General features: G+C 79.3%; 16 protein-coding genes. 7 read left to right on the forward strand and 9 right to left on the reverse strand.

Annotated elements, in window-relative coordinates; all coding sequences use genetic code 11:
• Positions 1 to 234 precede the first annotated feature (234 nt).
• From BLS82_RS02195 to BLS82_RS02210, 4 genes are all read left to right on the forward strand, one after another.
• Positions 235 to 5,076, forward strand: coding sequence for an FtsK/SpoIIIE domain-containing protein (locus BLS82_RS02195; RefSeq protein WP_143028712.1), 4,842 nt, complete (start codon positions 235 to 237; stop codon positions 5,074 to 5,076).
• Positions 5,077 to 5,164: 88 nt separating this feature from the next.
• Entirely contained in the window at positions 5,165 to 5,698 is a 534-nt protein-coding gene (locus tag BLS82_RS02200; RefSeq protein ID WP_092861181.1) for a GNAT family N-acetyltransferase, read from the forward strand.
• A gap of 71 nt (positions 5,699 to 5,769) precedes the next feature.
• Positions 5,770 to 6,195: an ATP-binding protein gene (locus tag BLS82_RS02205; RefSeq protein ID WP_092861183.1), complete on the forward strand. Its 426-nt coding sequence runs from the start codon at positions 5,770 to 5,772 to the stop codon at positions 6,193 to 6,195.
• Positions 6,196 to 6,208: 13 nt separating this feature from the next.
• Positions 6,209 to 6,976: a SigB/SigF/SigG family RNA polymerase sigma factor gene (locus BLS82_RS02210; protein ID WP_255378057.1), complete on the forward strand. Its 768-nt coding sequence runs from the start codon at positions 6,209 to 6,211 to the stop codon at positions 6,974 to 6,976.
• A gap of 63 nt (positions 6,977 to 7,039) precedes the next feature.
• Here the strand turns inward: BLS82_RS02210 and BLS82_RS02215 are convergent, their stop codons facing one another.
• Positions 7,040 to 7,465 (reverse strand): hypothetical protein, encoded by a 426-nt coding sequence (locus BLS82_RS02215; RefSeq protein WP_092861185.1) that lies wholly within the window; start codon positions 7,463 to 7,465, stop codon positions 7,040 to 7,042.
• Positions 7,466 to 7,735: 270 nt separating this feature from the next.
• Here BLS82_RS02215 and BLS82_RS02220 point away from each other — a divergent pair, with 270 nt between their 5' ends.
• Entirely contained in the window at positions 7,736 to 7,984 is a 249-nt protein-coding gene (locus BLS82_RS02220) for a WhiB family transcriptional regulator (protein ID WP_092861187.1), read from the forward strand.
• Positions 7,985 to 8,134: 150 nt separating this feature from the next.
• On the opposite strand, the gene BLS82_RS02225 is transcribed toward BLS82_RS02220, so the two are convergent.
• Positions 8,135 to 9,604 (reverse strand): sensor histidine kinase, encoded by a 1,470-nt coding sequence (locus BLS82_RS02225; protein WP_092861189.1) that lies wholly within the window; start codon positions 9,602 to 9,604, stop codon positions 8,135 to 8,137.
• A gap of 105 nt (positions 9,605 to 9,709) precedes the next feature.
• On the opposite strand from BLS82_RS02225, the gene BLS82_RS02230 reads away from it, so the two are divergent.
• Entirely contained in the window at positions 9,710 to 10,204 is a 495-nt protein-coding gene (locus BLS82_RS02230; RefSeq protein ID WP_092861191.1) for a DUF2505 domain-containing protein, read from the forward strand.
• Positions 10,205 to 10,266: 62 nt separating this feature from the next.
• On the opposite strand, the gene BLS82_RS02235 is transcribed toward BLS82_RS02230, so the two are convergent.
• The 6 genes from BLS82_RS02235 to BLS82_RS02260 all read right to left on the reverse strand — a co-directional run bounded on the left by BLS82_RS02235 (position 10,267) and on the right by BLS82_RS02260 (position 14,990).
• Entirely contained in the window at positions 10,267 to 10,695 is a 429-nt protein-coding gene (locus BLS82_RS02235) for a DUF4260 family protein (protein WP_218123455.1), read from the reverse strand.
• Complete coding sequence (locus BLS82_RS02240; RefSeq protein ID WP_092861193.1) at positions 10,692 to 11,264, reverse strand: TetR/AcrR family transcriptional regulator; 573 nt, start codon at positions 11,262 to 11,264, stop codon at positions 10,692 to 10,694. Before BLS82_RS02240 ends, BLS82_RS02235 begins: the two co-directional genes overlap by 4 nt.
• Positions 11,257 to 12,123, reverse strand: a complete 867-nt coding sequence (locus tag BLS82_RS02245; RefSeq protein ID WP_092861195.1) for an alpha/beta fold hydrolase — start codon at positions 12,121 to 12,123, stop codon at positions 11,257 to 11,259. The genes BLS82_RS02240 and BLS82_RS02245 overlap by 8 nt, the downstream gene beginning before the upstream one ends.
• Positions 12,124 to 12,193: 70 nt before the next feature.
• Positions 12,194 to 12,733 (reverse strand): DUF6912 family protein, encoded by a 540-nt coding sequence (locus BLS82_RS02250; RefSeq protein ID WP_092861197.1) that lies wholly within the window; start codon positions 12,731 to 12,733, stop codon positions 12,194 to 12,196.
• Positions 12,734 to 12,783: 50 nt separating this feature from the next.
• The gene (locus tag BLS82_RS02255; protein WP_092861199.1) at positions 12,784 to 14,331 is read right to left on the reverse strand and encodes a nucleotide-binding protein; all 1,548 of its coding nucleotides are present in this window, start codon (positions 14,329 to 14,331) and stop codon (positions 12,784 to 12,786) included.
• Positions 14,332 to 14,336: 5 nt separating this feature from the next.
• Positions 14,337 to 14,990 (reverse strand): hypothetical protein, encoded by a 654-nt coding sequence (locus BLS82_RS02260; protein WP_092861201.1) that lies wholly within the window; start codon positions 14,988 to 14,990, stop codon positions 14,337 to 14,339.
• Positions 14,991 to 15,204: 214 nt separating this feature from the next.
• On the opposite strand from BLS82_RS02260, the gene BLS82_RS16240 reads away from it, so the two are divergent.
• The gene (locus BLS82_RS16240; RefSeq protein WP_092861203.1) at positions 15,205 to 15,465 is read left to right on the forward strand and encodes a helix-turn-helix domain-containing protein; all 261 of its coding nucleotides are present in this window, start codon (positions 15,205 to 15,207) and stop codon (positions 15,463 to 15,465) included.
• A gap of 72 nt (positions 15,466 to 15,537) precedes the next feature.
• Here the strand turns inward: BLS82_RS16240 and BLS82_RS02270 are convergent, their stop codons facing one another.
• A complete protein-coding gene (locus BLS82_RS02270) occupies positions 15,538 to 16,098 on the reverse strand; it encodes a hypothetical protein (RefSeq protein WP_092862608.1) in 561 nt (186 codons plus the stop codon).
• Positions 16,099 to 16,121: the final 23 nt, after the last annotated feature.

Raw genomic sequence — 16,121 nt, forward strand, 5'->3', positions numbered from 1 at the left:
CGCCCCGGCAGACGCCTCTCGGCGAGTGGCCGCTCGAAGCGGCGAGGGTGAGGCCCGGGGTCGTGGACCGGTGCGGCGCTGCGCGGGAGCCTACGGCACGGCTGCGCCGCTCCCCCGCAGGAGCGCGTCCGGCGCGGGGCGTGGCGCGCGTCGTCCACAGGTGCGGGTGGGCGCCCGGCGCGAGGACGCGCGCCGGTGCCACGCTGCCGCTCCGGCTGGAGCAGAGGAGCGGGCGTGGTCGTGGAGCTGACCGTCGTGGGCGCCACCCGTGGCGGTGCGGCGGTCGACGTGGCGGTGCGCGCGCCGTCCGGAACGCCGCTGGCCCGGGTGCGCGAGCAGCTGCTGGCCGCGGTGGGAGCGCCGTCGGACGCCGTGCTGCTCGCGGGCGGGGAGGTGGTGGACGGCGCCGCGGTGGTGGGCCGGCCCCCGCTGGTGCGCGGTGCGGTGGTCTCGGCCGTCGCGCGCGGCGCGGTGCGGGCCGCGGCACGGCCTGCGGCGGACCGGGTGCACCGGCTGCAGCTGCACGTGGTCGGCGGCCCGGACGCCGGAGCCGTGGTGCCCCTGGTGCCGGGGCGGGTGAGCGTCGGGCGCGGGCGCGCGGCGCACGTGCGCGTGCAGGACCCCGGCGTGTCGCGGGTGCACCTGGAGCTCGACGTCACCGACGGCGGAGTGCGGGTGCGGGACGCCGGGTCGGCCAACGGCACCGCGGTCGACGGCGCTGCGGTCGACGACGAGGTCGGGACGCCGGACGGTGCGGGGCGGGTCCTGCGCGCGGGCGCGCGGATCGGTCTGGGCTCCAGCGCGCTGGTGCTGCGGGCACCGGTGCGGCGGGCGGCCACCGCTCTGACCGGTGACGGCGGCGTCGCGGTCAACCGGCGGCCGCGCAGCACCTCCTCCCCCGCGCCGGTGGTGCTGCGGCTGCCGCGGCCGCCGCGACCGCCGGGGCCGCTGCGGCTGTCCCTGCTGGCGATGCTGCTGCCGCTGGTCGTGGCGGTGCCCGTCGCGGTGCTGTGGTCGCCGTTCGCGCTGCTGTTCGCGCTGGGAGGGCCGGTGCTCACCCTGGGCACCGCGCTCGGGGAGCGGCGGACCGCGCGCCGCGAGCACGCCCGCGAGCGCGCCGAGCACGAGCGGCGCAGCGGGCAGGTGCGCGCTCGGGCGGCGGACCTGGTGGCGCAGGAGCTGGCCGACCTGGAGCACGGGCACCCCGATCCCGCTGCCCTGCTGGCGACGGCCACCGGGCCGGGCGAGCGGCTGTGGGAGCGGACCCCGGGCGACCGGGACCACCTGGCGCTGCGCCTGGGCACGGGTGCCCTCGCCTCGGGCGTCGAGGTCGTCGCGCCGGCGGCGCACGGCGAGGACGACGAGCGCGAGCGCCTCGTGCACGCCCGGGCGCCCGTGGTGGTGCCACTGGCGCGCACGGGCGTGCTGGGCGCCTGCGGGCCCCGCCGGGCCGGGCTGGGCCTGCTGCGCGGGCTGCTCGGGCAGGTGGCGGTGCTGCACTCCCCGCGCGAGGTGCGGCTGGTGGTGCTGTGCGCGGCGCCGGAGCCGGTGTGGGGCTGGCTGCGGTGGCTGCCGCACGCGCAGGGGCCGGTGGCCGCGGGGGCCGAGGAGGTGCGCGGGCGCGTGGCGGCGCTCCTGCGGGAGCTGGACGCCCGCGCCGCTGCGCGAGCGCCGGGCGCCGCCGGTGCGCTCGGGCCGAACGTGGTGGTCGTGCTCGACGGTGCGCGGTCCCTGCGCGCCGTGCCCGGCGTCGCCCGGCTGCTGTCCGAGGGCCCGGCGCTGGGGATCGTCGTCGTGTGCTGGGAGGACGACGCCGCGCGCCTGCCGCTGGAGTGCTCGGCCACGGTGGAGCTGAGGGGCCCGGACGGGCACGACCTGGTCCTGAGCTCGCGCGCGGGCGAGCGCACCGGCGCGGTCGCGGACCTCGTGGGGGCGGCGTGGGCGGAGCGGGTGGCGCGGTCGCTGGCGCCGCTGCGCGACGCGACCCCGGAGCAGGAGGGCTCGGGCGTGCCCGACCAGGTGCGCCTGCTCGACCTCCTGGGCACCGGCGCGACCGACGCCGCCGGCGTGCGCCGCGGGTGGCAGCGCGGGCCCCGCAGCACGAGCGTGGTGCTCGGCGCCCGCGCCGGCGGGCCGTGGGTGGTGGACCTGCGCCGCGACGGGCCCCACCTGCTCGTCGCCGGCACGACGGGAGCGGGCAAGTCGGAGCTGCTGCAGTGCCTCGTCGCCTCCCTCGCCGCGGCCAACCGGCCCGAGGAGCTGGCCCTGGTGCTGGTCGACTACAAGGGCGGGGCGGCCTTCGCCGAGGTCGCCGACCTGCCGCACGCCGTCGGCCTGGTGACGGACCTCGACCGGCACCTGACCCGCCGCGCCCTGGCGTCCCTGGAGGCGGAGGTCGGCCGCCGCGAGCGGCTGCTGCGGCAGCACGGGTGCCGCGACCACGAGCAGTACAGCGCCCTGCGCGACGCCGGAGCGGTGCACGAGCCGCTGCCGCGCCTGGTGCTGGTGGTCGACGAGTTCCGCGTGCTCGCCGAGGAGCTGCCGGACTTCCTGGGCGGGCTGGTGCGCCTGGCGGCCGTGGGCCGCTCGCTGGGCGTGCACCTGGTGCTGGCGACGCAGCGGCCGGCCGGGGTGGTCAGCGCGGAGATCCGCGCCAACACCAACCTGCGCATCGCGCTGCGGGTGCGCGAGGAGGCGGACTCCGTCGACGTCGTGGAGAGCCGCGCCGCCGCGCGGATCAGCGCGCGGCACCCCGGCCGCGCGGTGGCGCGCACCGGGGGCGGCCCGCTGGTGGAGGTCCAGACCGCCCGCGTGTCCGGCACCGCGCCGGTGGAGGACGAGACCGTCGCGGTCACGGCGGTGCGCAGCGCGCCGGCCTCGCAGCGCGCCCCAGCGCCGGCGCCGCCGCGCGCCGCGGCGGGGCCGAGCGACCTGCTGAGGATCGTCGAGGCCGTGAGCGCGGCCGGGCGGGACCTGCCGCGCGCGGCGCCGCCGTGGCTGCCGCCGCTGCCCGACGTGCTGGCCCTGGCCGACCTGCCGCCGCTGCCCGAGCGGGCACCGGACACCGCGGCCAGCACCGAGGTGCCCGGCGCGGAGGTGCCCGGCGCGGAGGTGCCCGGCACCGAGGTGCCCGGCACCGAGGTGCCCGGTGCGGAGGTGCCCGGTGCGTCGCCGCGGATCGCGCTGGGGCGCCTGGACGACCCCGCGGCGCAGGCGCAGCCGGTGCTGGTCTGGAGCCCGGCCGCGGGCCCGCTGCTGGTCGCCGGCGGTCCGCGCACGGGGCGCACGAGCACGCTGCGCGCCCTGGCCGCCGGCGCGGCGCAGCACTCTCCCGAGCGGGTGCACCTGCACGCGCTGGCCGCACCCGGCTCGGGGCTGGAGGAGCTGGCCGGCCTGCCCCACGCCGGAGCGGTGGTCGGCCTCGACGACGGCGAGCGCTGCGCGCGGCTGGTGCGGGTGCTGGCCGCCGAGGTGGCGCGCCGTCAGGCGTGCGGCCCGGGGAGCGCCGCGGCGCCCTGGGTGGTGCTGCTGGTGGATGGCACCGACCGGCTGGCCGCCGAGGCGGCGCTGCTGGACGCCGACGCCGAGGCGATCCTGGAGGGACTGCGCCGCCTCGTGGTCGAGGGGCCGTCGGTGGGGGTGGTGCCGGTGCTCGCCGGGGACCGGGCGCTGCTGACGGGCCGGCTCGCGGCGGCGGTCTCCCAGCGGCTCGTGCTCGCCATGCCGGACCCCGCCGACTACGTCGTGGCCGGCGCGGCCTCCCGGGAGGTGCCGGAGCGGATGCCGCCGGGACGCGCGCTGCGCCTGGGCGCTGACGGCGCCCGCGAGGCGCAGGTGGCGCTGCTGGTCCCGGACCCCTCGCCGTCCGCGCAGCGCCGGGCGCTGCACGACGTGGTCGCCCGCGCGCGCACCCGCTGGGCGCACGTGCCGGCCCCCTGCCTGCCGCCCGCCGTGCCGGTGGTGCCGGCGCGGCTGACGGCGTCGGCGCTCGCGGAGGCGGTGCGCGCGGACCCGGGAGCGCTCGCGCCGGGCGCGGTCCCGGTCGGGCTGGGCGGCGAGCGGGTGCGGCCGGTGGGCCTGGACCTGCGGAACGCTCCCGTGGCGGTCGTGGCGGGGCCTGCGGGCTCGGGGCGCTCGTCCGTGCTGTGCGCGCTCGCCGAGCGGGTGGCCGCGCGCGGCGGGCGCGTGGTGGCGCTCGCGCCGCGGTCCTCGCCCCTGAGCGCGCTCGCGCGCCGGCCGGGCTGCGTCGTCCTGGGCGCCGCCGACGCCGCGGGGCTGGAGCGCGCGCTGCGCGACGCGGTCGCACCCAGCGCGGGGACCGGCGGGGTGGTCGGCGGGGTGGTCGGCGGGGTGCTCGTGCTCGTCGACGACGCGGAGCTGGTGGCGGGCACGGCGGTGGAGCCGGTGCTGCTGGAGCTGCTGGCCTCCTCGCGAGAGGCCGCCCGGGCCGCGCTCGTGCTCGCCGGCACGACGGCGGACCTGGCCGCGCAGTTCCGGGGCGTCGTGCCGGAGGCACGGCGCTGGCGCACGGGGCTGCTGCTGCACCCGCTCGGTCTCGCGGACGGCGACCTGCTCGGGGTGCGGCTGCCGCGCACCCCGCCGGGGCCACCGGGGCGGGCCACGGCGGTGCACCGGGGAGCGGTCACCGCCGTCCAGCTCGCACTGCCGGACGGCGGTGCCGCGGTGCCGCACCCGCGGCGGACCTCACCAGCTGCGGACGACGGCCACCACGATCCGCGCGCCGTCCCCGGGCCCGTCGAGGACGAGGACGCGCACCGGCACGGGGAGCCCCGAGCCGTCCTGGCGGACCTGGTCGACGTGCTCGACGACGTGCTCGACGACGTGGCCGCCCGCGTCGCCCCGGAGGGCGAGCACCAGGCGTTCGAAGCACGCGAGCCGGCCCGTGCGCACCCGGTGCAGCTCCCCGACGGCCCGGTGCAGCTCGCCGGCGGCGACGGGGGCGGTGCGCTCGGGCAGGGAGCCCCACGCGGTCTCGCAGGAGGGGGTGGCGGCGCCGGCCGGTGGTCCGAGCAGGACCACCGCCAGGGCGAGGAGGGGCACCAGTGCCGCGGCTGACCGCTCCACCGCGGGATCGGGACACCCCCGCCCGCCGCCCGGCGGACGGCGCCTACCGTGCCCGGCAGGTGTCCGGCGGAGGAGGAGCATGAGCGGCGCAGGCGGAGGGCGGGTGCGGCCGGCGACGGAGGCCGACGTCGCGGCGGTGGACGCGATGGTGCGGGAGCTGGCGGCCTTCGAGCGCGAGCCGGACGCGGTGCAGGCCAGCCCGCAGGACCTGCGCGCGGCCCTGTTCGGTCCCGACCCGCGGGTGCACGCCCACGTCGCCGAGGTGGACGGCCCGGACGGCGCGCCGACCGTCGTGGGCATGGCGGTGTGGTACGTCACCTACTCGACGTGGACGGGCCGGCACGGCATCTGGCTGGAGGACCTCTACGTGCGGCCCGCCGCCCGCGGGGCGGGGCTGGGCCGGGCGCTGCTGGCGGCCCTGGCGGCGGAGTGCCTCGAGCGCGGCCACCGCCGCCTGGAGTGGTGGGTGCTGGACTGGAACGCCCCCGCCCAGGCGGTGTACCGGGCGATCGGGGCGCGCCCGGAGGACGCGTGGACGGTGTGGCGGCTGGACGGGCGCGAGCTGGAGGACCTGGGCCGCTCTCGCCCCGGCGCACGGGACGGGGCACGATGACGGCGGGGCACGACGGCGGTCTCGGGGCGAGCGCGGCGACGCCCTCGGCGGGAACGGGAGGAGACGGCGACGTGGCGGCAGCGGACGGGTCCAGCACCCCGGCGGACCGGGTGGAGCTGCGGGTGCCCGCCGACCCCGCCTACCTCGCCGTCCTGCGCACCGCGACGGCCGGCCTGGCCGCCCGGCTGGACCTGACCCTCGACGAGATCGAGGACCTGCGGATCGCCGTCGACGAGGCGTGCGCCCTGGTCCTCGGGGAGGCCGGTGAGGACGGCGCCACCCGCGCGCGGCCCGGCGACACCCTGCTGGCGACCTTCGACCTGGGCCCGGACGGGCTCAGCGTGCAGGTCAGCGGGCCCGCGCAGGACCTCCCGAGCCGCTCCAGCTTCGCCTGGGCCGTGCTGGAGGCGCTCGTCGGCTCCCTGCACACGGGGGTGGACGACGAGGGGCGCCGCTCCATCCGGCTCGAGCACGGCGGGTCGCGGCGGACGCCATGAGGGGGGCTCCGCGGTGAGCGAGGTCCCGGAGGAGTCGCGCTCCGACAGCACCGACGCGCTGCGGGAGCTGGCCGCGATGGCGCCGGACGACCCGCGCCGTCCGGCGCTGCGGGGCGAGGTCGTGGAGTCGCACCTGCCGCTGGTGCGCCACCTCGCGCGCCGCTACGCCGACCGCGGGGAGCCCCTGGACGACCTCGTGCAGGTGGGCACCATCGGCCTGCTCAAGGCCGTCGACCGCTACGACCCCGAGCGCGGCACGCCGTTCGCCGCCTTCGCCGTGCCCACGGTGCTCGGGGAGATCCGCCGCCACTTCCGCGACCGCGGCTGGGCCGTGCGCGTGCCCCGGCGGCTGCAGGAGCTCTCGCGCACGCTCGCCGACGCGCGCGCGGAGCTGACGCAGGAGCTGGGCCGGGCGCCGACGGTCTCCGAGCTGGCCGAGCGGGCCGGCGTCGACGAGGACGCCGTGCTGGAGGGCATGGAGTCCGCCGGCGCGTACACCACCGTGCCCCTGGAGCCCACCGAGACCGAGGGCGCGGGCCCGTGGCTGGCCTCGGACGACGAGGCGCTGCGGGGCGTGGAGGACCGCGCCGCGCTGCGGCCCCTGCTGGCCCGCCTGCCCCCGCGGGAGCGGCGCATCATCGCGCTGCGCTTCGTGCGCGGGATGTCGCAGTCGCAGATCGCCGAGGAGGTCGGCATCTCGCAGATGCACGTCTCCCGCCTGCTCGCGCGCACGCTGGCGGCGCTGCGCGCCGAGCTGGGCGAGGACTCCGGCTCCACCTGAGGCGCCGCCGCGCGGAGGCGGCGCGGGAGGTCGGGTGCCCCGGCGGGTCAGAGCACCGGCGGGTCAGAGCACCGGCGGGGGCTGCGGCGCGGTGGTGGCGGCCACGACCGAGGGCGCGAACAGGCCGACGCCGGCGACGACGGCGAGCACCAGCAGCCCGGCGCCGGCCCACCACCAGGGGCCGGCGAGCAGCGGGACGGCGACGGCCGCCTGCAGCAGCTGCCAGGTCAGCACCGGTGCGCGCGCCCAGCGCCGGCCGGCGAGCAGGCCGCGCGCGCACGCGCCCAGGCCCAGCCCGGCCGCTCCCGCCAGCGCGGCGGTCGCGGTGGCGCCGGCCGCGTCGACGGCGCCGGCGCCCAGCAGCTCGACGGCGTAGAGGACGACCACGCCCAGGAGCAGGAGCGCCTCGAGCGCCACCGCGGCCACCACCGCGAGCAGCGCGCGGCCGCTGCGACCGCTCGCACCGCGCCGGTGGGTGATCCCGCTCACCCGGGGACCGTACCCGTCGGATTGCGGAACACCGGGACGCCCACCACCGTTGGACTGGTGCACCACCCGTGCGCAGCTCTGCGCCGCACGAGCTGGTCCGCGCAGGGCGACCCCCCGCAGCAGACCCTTGTGCAGGGCAGCGGGATCTGTGATCCTTGTGCGCGGCGGGGGCGCTAGGACTAGCGCCCCTTCGACGTGTCCTGGCTCGTGAACGGCTTCACAAAGCTGCCGAACGGGACGAGACCCCGCATTCGTTGAGGAGAGACACCGATGGACTGGCGGCACGAGGCAGCGTGTCTCGATGAGGACCCCGAGCTCTTCTTCCCCATCGGCAACACCGGCCCCGCCCTCCTGCAGATCGAGGAGGCCAAGGCCGTGTGTCGCCGGTGCCCGGTGACCGAGACCTGCCTGAAGTGGGCCCTGGAGAACGGCCAGGACTCCGGCGTCTGGGGCGGCCTGTCCGAGGACGAGCGCCGCGCCCTCAAGCGCCGCACGGCCCGCGCCCGCCGCGCGAGCTGAGCGCGCACCGCAGCACCCCAGCAGAGCACCTGCTCCGCACCCGAAGGGCGGGGGCGCCGGGACCACCCGGCGTCCCCGCCCTTCGCTGTGCCCGCGGCGCAGCGGGCCCCCGGGGTGTTCGCGAGGCGTCCGGGAGGGCGTCCGGGAGGGTCAGGCGCGCTGCTCCTGCAGGTCCGCCTCGACGACGACCTCCGTCCCCCCGCCGTCGCCGGAGCGCCACGTGATGGTGCCGCGCAGCTCCCCCTGCACGAGCGCCTGCACGATCTGCGTGCCGAGCCCGCCCCGGCCGGGGCTGAAGTCCGGGGGCAGCCCGGCGCCGTCGTCCGCGACCGTGGCGCGCAGCTTCGAGCCGTCCCGGTCGGCGCGCACCGTGACGGTGCCGGCACCGCCGCGCAGCCCGTGCTCGACCGCGTTGGTGATCAGCTCGGTGAGCACGAGGGCGAGGGCGGTGGCGTCGTCCGCGCCGACCGTGCCGAACCGGCCCTCCCGTCGGGTGGTGGCGGCGTCCTGGCTGGAGGCCAGGCTCGCGATGAGGAGCATGCCGCGGTCGAGCACGTCGTCGAAGTCGACGGTCTCGTCGAAGCCGCGGGTGAGGGTCTCGTGCACCAGGGCGATCGTGCTCACCCGCCGCATGGCCTCCTCCAGCGCCTCGCGGCCCTCCGCGGACTCGATGCGGCGCGCCTGCAGGCGCAGCAGCGCCGAGACGGTCTGCAGGTTGTTCTTCACCCGGTGGTGGATCTCCCGGATGGTCGCGTCCTTGGTGAGCAGCTCCTGCTCGCGCCGGCGCAGCTCGGTGACGTCGCGGCACAGGATCAGCGCCCCCACGCGCACGCCGCCCTCCGTGAGCGGCACGGCGCGCAGCGACAGGGACGCACCGCGCGACTCCACGTCGGTGCGCCAGGGCGCCCGGCCGGTGACGACGAGGGGCAGGGACTCGTCCACGGAGTGCGAGGTGTCGACGACGCCGGCGGTGACCTCGGCGAGGGAGCGGCCGATGAGGTCGCCGACGAAGCCGAGCCGGCGGTAGTCCGAGCGCGCGTTGGGGCTGGCGTAGGTGACGACGCCCTCGACGTCGAGGCGGATCAGCCCGTCGCCGACCCGCGGGGCGCCGCGGCGCATGCCGGTGGGGGCGCCCACGGTCGGGAACGCCCCCTCGGAGATCATCCGGGCCAGCGCGTCGGCGCAGCGCAGGTACGTCATCTCCAGGCCGCTCGGGGTGCGCGGCGCGGACAGGTTGGTGTCGCGGCTCATCACGGCGATCACCCGGCCGTCGTGCACCACGGGCACCGTCTCCTCGCGCACCGGGCCGCCGTCGAGCCACTCCGGGTCCATCTCGCGGCAGATCCGGCCCTCGGCGTGGGCGCGGTCGACGTGCTCGCGCTGGCCGCGGGCGATGCGGGTGCCGACGACGTCCTCGTCGTGCACGGTCGCCCCCGTGCTGGGCCGGCAGTGGGCGATGGCCACGAAGCCGTCGCCGGTGCGCTCGGGCAGCCACAGCACGAGGTCGGCGAAGGAGAGGTCCGAGAGCATCTGCCAGTCACCGACCAGCAGGTGCAGCCACTCCTCGTCCGTCGGGGCGAGCGCTCCCAGGGTGCGCACCAGGGAGCTCAGCGTCGGCACGCTCGCCAGGTTAACCACCCCGGGCGGCCTCGGTGAGCCGGCCGCGGCGGCAGCGAGGAGCGGTGCGCGGGGGCGGCACGTAGCCTCCCCACGTAGCCTCCCGGGGTGCACCTCGAGGCCGTCCTGCGCTACCCCGCCTCCCCGGCCGCCGTGGCGGCCCTGCTCGCCGACCGCTCCTTCGTCGAGGACCTGTGCCGCTCCGGCGCCGCGACGGCGTGGCGGGTGGACGTGAGCGGGTCCGCCGGGGCGGCGTTCACGGTCGCCACCGAGCGCACGGTGCCGACCGCGCAGCTGCCGGACGCCGCGCGCCGCCTGCTCGGCGAGCACCTGGTGATCGAGCAGGTGGACTCCTGGCAGGCCCCGGACGCCGCCGGGCGGCGCACCGGCAGCACGCGGCTGGCGGTGCGCGGCGCGCCGGTGACGGCCGCGGCGGCGCTGGCCCTGGCACCGGACGGCGCGGGCAGCCGCGAGGAGGTGCGCGGCGAGGTGCGCGCGTCGGTCCCCCTCCTGGGCGGCCGGGTCGAGAGGGCCGCCGAGCCGGTGCTGCTCGCCGCGCTGCGCGAGCAGGAGCAGCTGGCGGCGCGCCGCCTGCGCGCCTGAGCCCGGCGGCGAGCAGCCGGCGCCCCGCCGACCGCCACGACGGTGCAGGTGCGCTGCGGCGGTCACCCGCGGGCGGGCGCCCGGCGTCCAGCGCGCCCGACGCGGCCCAGGTGGGTCAGGTCCGGGTCGTGCGGGTACCGCAAGCCGAACCCGAGGGCGCGGTCGGTCCCGATGTGCAGGAGCCACACCGCGCCCAGCCCGAGGACGACGCCGGAGCCGGTGACCGACCAGGCCAGCACCAGGACGCCGGGCAGGACGGTGGTGTGGGTGGCGTCGTAGGCCACGGCGCCCGCCCGCGGCCCGGCCAGCAGGGCGAGCGCAGCGAGGTCGGGCACGAGGAGCAGCGCGGCCGCCACCCACCACGGCAGGCCGCTGTGCGCGAAGGCCCACAGCGCAGAGGCCGCCAGCACCGCGCCCTCGGCGCGCAGGAGGAGCCCGGGGAGCCCGAGCGCCGCCGCCTCGCCGTGGGTCACCGCTGCCGCGGGGGTCACGACGGGGCCGGGTGCGGGCGCAGGCCGAGGACCAGGCAGTCGACCGTGCGGCGGAAGCTGACGTCGACGTCGTCGGGCAGGCGGAAGGCGCCCTCGGTCTCGAGCACGAGGAACCCGTGCAGGGCCGCGCGCAGGGCGCGCGTCGCGTGCACCGCGTCGGCGTCCGGCACGCCCAGGGAGGCCAGCACCCGCACGACCACGGCGACCACCGCGGCGCTGGCCGCGGCGTCCTCCTCGTCGTCCGGGGCCGGTGCCCGCTGCGCCGCCGCGTAGCGGCCGGGGTGCGCGCGGCCCCAGTCCCGGTAGGCAGCGGCCAGCGCGTGCACCGCCTCGGCGCCCGCGACGCCGGTCGCCGCCGAGGCCAGGACGCCGGCCAGCTCGGCCTTGGCCCGCACGGCCAGGCTGCGGCGCAGGTGGGCCACGCCCTCGACGTGCTTGTACAGGGAGGGCTGGCGCACCCCGAGGTCCTGCGCCAGCGCGGTGAGGGTCAGGTTGCTCAGGCCGACCTCGTCGGCCAGGCGCTCCGCGGCGTCGACCACCGCGCCGTGGCTGAGGCCCGCCCTAGGCACGGCGAGCCTCCTGACCGGCGGCGAGGAAGTCCCGCACCGCGGGCACGACCACGTCGGGCCGCTGGGCGTGCGGGTAGTGCCCGGCGTCGTCGACGAGCACGACCCGGCCGGACACGCGCCCGGCGATCCAGGAGGCCTCGGCCCGCGGGTCGGGGAAGTCCGGGTCCGCAGCGCCCACGACCACCAGGACGCGGGCGCCCACGGCGGGCAGGGCGGCCTCGGCGGGTGCGTGCGAGGTCCGCGTCGTGCGGGAGAAGGCGGCGGCGTGACCGGGACGGCGCAGCGAGGCGACGATCGCGGCGCGGTGGGCGTCGAAGTCTCCCGGCCGGGCTCCGGCGTACAGGCGCGGCAGGAAGGACCGCCAGGTCACCGCCGCCCAGGCCGGGACCATCAGGACCCGCACCAGCGACGCGGTGGCCCACCGCGCGAGCGCCGAGGCCTGGGGATCCCGCACGAAGGGGCCGAGCAGGACGAGGTCGTCGACCAGGTCGGGGCGCTGCGCGGCGGCGAGGACGGCGGACCCGGCGGCCATGCTGCTGCCCACCACGGCCACCGGCTGCCCCTCCTCGCGCAGGGCCTCCAGGAGCGCGACGACGTCACCCGCCGTCGCCTCGTCGCCGTACTCGCTGAAGGTGGCGTCGCTGTCGCCGTGGCCGCGCAGGTCCGCGGCGACGACGCGGTACCCGGCGGCGGCCAGCGCCGGGGCGAGGAACCGGTAGGTGCTGCGCAGGTCGCCCATGCCGGGCACGGCGAGCACCAGGCCGCGCTCGGCCCCGCGCGCCGGGTGGACCTCGTAGGCGATCCGGCCGTCGGGCCGGTCGAGGTGGCGGGTGGTGGTGGCGTCCGTGGTCGTTCCCATGCGGCTATGGTGCATAGCTCAAAAGCTAGTGTCAATAGCCGCATCGGGAGCGTCCCCCGGTCGCGCCGTCTCAGCGCCCTCCGGGCGGGAGCAGCTGCGCGACGAGGTCGGCCAGCTCGGTGGCGTCGTACCAGAGCAGGTCGTGCCCGTCGGCGCTGTCGACGAGGAAGGCGGCGTCCTCGTCGCCGGCGTCGGCCGCGGGCAGGGCGTCGACCGCGGCGCGCACGTCGGGCTCCGCCGCCTCCTCGTCGACGTGGGCGCTGACGACCGCGGCCAGCGGCACGGGCGCGTCCAGCAGGACGGCGGAGCGCGACGGCTCCAGCGGGTCACCGGCGGGCCGGGCACCGCGGTCCGGGACGTCCGCGGCCAGCACCAAGCGCCGCGGCGGCGCGGAGGGCTCCAGGGCCAGCAGCCGCAGCGACGACGCGGCCGCCTCCAGCAGGGCCGCCAGCTCCAGCTCCTCCAGGTCGCCCTCGGTGTACCACTCGCGCAGCGCCGGGGTCACCGCGTGCGCGTGCGGAACCCCGGCGGCGTCGTCGGCGGGGACCACGCTCCCGCTGGACACGGCCCGCGCGAGGCTCCTCAGCGTCGCCGGCAGGTAGACCCGCATGCGCCCTCCTCAGCGGTGCTCGCGCCGGTGCGGCCGCTCGCCGCCGCCGGTCACCGCTGCATCCTGGCCCACCGGCGGACACCGCGCCGGACCCGGGGGCGCGGCGGGGTGCGGCGCCGCGCCGAGCCGTCCGCGGACCCGCCGTCCCCACCACCGCGCCCACCAGCGCGCCCACCAGCACGCCCGGCGCCGTCGCCGGCGGCGTTCCCACCGGCGGGTCCGCCCTCCTCGGCGGCGCGGTCGGCGAGCAGGGAGGCCGCGAGCGCGGCGATCGCGGCCCGGGCCGGTGAGGACGGCGCCGCCTCCGCCAGGGTGCGGCCGGCGAGCAGGGCCGCGTCGCAGGCGGGCCGGTCGTCGGGGACGAGCACCGGGTCGTGCACGCCGGCGTAGCGGGCGAGCGCCTCGAGCACGCGACGGCGCGGCGAGGGCCCCACGGCGGAGGCCCTCACGCGCGTGACGACGACGAGGGGGCGGGCCGTCGGAACGGCCTCGGCGAGGTCCTGCAGGGAGCGCACGAGCCGCTGCAGCCCCACCGGGTCGGCCGACCCCACGGCGAGGACGGTGTCGGCCGCCTCGAGCGCGGTGAGGGCGGCGGCGTTGCGCCGCGGGGCCGACGTGTCGAAGGAGAGCTCCTCGTCCTGCTCCAGAGGAGCGCCGACGTCCACGACCGTCCAGGCGGCGACCCGACGGCCGGTGTCCCACAGGGCCTCGAGGGAGGCCGGTCCCAGCTCGGGCCAGCGGGAGGACCGGGGCAGGCCGGTCACGACGCGCAGGCCCGGCAGCGCCTGCGGCGCCAGGCGGCGCAGCACCTGCGGCGTCAGCGCGCCGGCTGCCGCCGCGCGGCAGGCCGCGGCCACCGCGGCGGACTCGTCGAGCAGGCCGAGGACCTGCGCCACGCTGGCGGACCAGGTGTCGGCGTCCACGAGCAGCACCGATCCGGTGCGCTCGGCGAGCTCGGCGGCCAGCGCGGTGGCGACCGTGGTGCGCCCGGGCGCCCCCGGAGCGCCCCAGACGACGACCACGCGCCCCGCAGCGCTGGAGCCCTCGGCGCTCGCGTCCGCGTCGAGGGCCTCGGGACCCGCACCCGCGGCGCCCGGACCCGCGGCGTCCGGACCCGCGGCGCCCGCACCTGCGGCGCCCGGGCCCGCGGCGCCACCGGCGTGCCACCCCGCGCCGCGGGGAGCGGGCGAGGCGCCCGTCCCCTGGCCCTCGAGGTCGGAGGGGTCGCCGAGCGCGGCGACGGCCGCGGTGACGGCGGCGGCGACCTCCCCGGCAGGGGCGTCGGCCGCGACGTGCGCGAGGACGCCGAGGGCGTGCAGCGCCCGCGAGCGCTCGGCGGCCTCCGCGCTGCCCGCCGCCGCGGTGACGCCGACCACGGCGACGCCCGCGGCGCCCAGGCGCCGCAGCGCCTCCCGGTCGAGGCGGGGGAGGTCCGCGGAGACCAGCGCCGCGCGGCCGTGACCGGCGCCGGCCGCGGCCAGCAGCTCGGCCAGGTCGGCGCACCGGCGCACCACGACCACCTCCGCGGAGCGCTCCAGCCCGCTGACCAGCGGCGCCTCCCAGGCGCCGGTGACCGCCGCGAGGAGCGGGACCGCCACGGCGCTCAGCCGCCGACCGGCGTGGAGCCGGGCACGAGCACCAGGGCGACGTCGGCGTCGGCGGCCAGGGCCTCCAGCGCCGCCCGCAGCTCGTCCTCCGCCAGGAGCACCTGCACGGTGGCCCCGGACGACGGGCCGAAGGCCCCGGCGTCCGTGGTGACCTCGGCGACCTCGGCCGCGGAGGCCAGCTGCCGGGGCGCCTCGCGCTCGGGCGAGCCGACCTCGACCGGCATGCTCACCCACACGTCGACCTGCGAGCCCGCGACCAGCCCGACCGGCAGGGCCTCGTCGGTGGGCAGGCCCACCGGCCGGCGCCGCAGGTCCGCGGCGGCGCCGACGGCGCTGCGCGGCACGAGCTCGCCCGCGGCCACCGTGCGCAGCGCCACCAGGTCCGGCGCCAGGTCCTCGTCCGCCGTCAGGTAACCGTCCATCCCGGCGTCCACGCGGGCCTGCACGACCGTCAGGGCGCCGCGCTCGACGGCCTCCCCGGGCGCGAGCGTGCCGGCGGCCGCCCACACGGGGCGCGTGCGGTCGGCGGAGGAGACCACCCAGCTGCCGAGCAGCACCGAGGTGAGCACCAGCAGGACGCCGACGACCAGCCGCGGGTCCCGCCAGGAGGGCAGCGCCAAGCGGGGCGCCACGGTCGTGCTGGGGTCCACGGATCTCCTCGCTGCGGGTGCGGGGTGCGGTGCGGCGCGCGGGAGCCGCCCGGCGCCGGTCGCGGACATGCTGGCACCGGGCGGGTGCCGTCGGGGCCCTCGGTGCACGAGCGCCCGCCGGTCGGGCCAGGGCGGTCACCGCAGGTGTCGAGGACCTCACCAGGCCCTGTGGACGGCGCGGCACCGGCACTCGCGTGCGTGCCACACTGCGCCCGTGCCGCCGCGCTTCCTGACCCTCGCCGACGTGGCCGAGGTGCTCAACGTCTCCGCCGTGCAGGCCATGGCGCTGGTCAAGCGCGGGGAGCTGCCGGCGATCCAGGTGGGCGGTCGCGGTCAGTGGCGGGTGGAGGCCGCGGTGCTGGAGGAGTACATCCAGCGCAAGTACGCCGAGACCCGCGCCATGCTCGACGCCCGCACGGGCCCGGACGCCGGCCCGCGCTCGCAGGACCAGGGAGCCACCGGCCTCCTCGACTGAGGGGCGACGGCTCAGGGGCAGCGGCTGAGCAGCGGCGGCTGAGCGGCGGCGTCGAGGACGGCGCCGGCCGCGTCAGAGCGGGACCGGCCCGGCGCCCGTCGTGGACGTGACCGCGAGCACGGCGGCGGAGGGGATCGCCACGACCCGGCGGACGGCCCCCGCCCGGCGCACCTGGTCGGGGGCGTGCTCGGCGAGGTCGAGGTGGTCCGCGCCGACGCGGTCGATGGTGCCCGTCACGCACGTGCCGTCGAGGCGCAGCTGCACCGGAGCCCGGTCGCGCGCCAGGGCGCGCAGGGCCGCCGTCAGGCCGAGGCGCCGCTCCACCTGACCGGCCGGGGCCGCGACGGCCGGGGACAGGCCCTCGACCCATCCCAGCGCCGCCGCCGGCACCAGCACCTGGCGGGCACCGTCCCGGAGCAGGACCCAGGTCGGGGCGGCGTCGAGCAGCTCCCCGGCGACGGCCGTGCCGTCGCGCAGCCCGAGCCTGAGGTGCGACCCCACGTGCGCGCGCCAGCGGTCGCTCAGGCTCGTGCGCGCGACCTCGGCGCGCACGAGCTCCGCGTCCTCGGCGCGGCTGCCGGAGGCGGCGGCCAGCTGCGCCTCCAGGTCGGCGAACAGGGCGTCCCAGCGCACTCGCCCACCGTAGGCGCCGTCCG

It is taken from the genome of Quadrisphaera sp. DSM 44207, assembly GCF_900101335.1.
Taxonomy (GTDB): domain Bacteria; phylum Actinomycetota; class Actinomycetes; order Actinomycetales; family Quadrisphaeraceae; genus DSM-44207.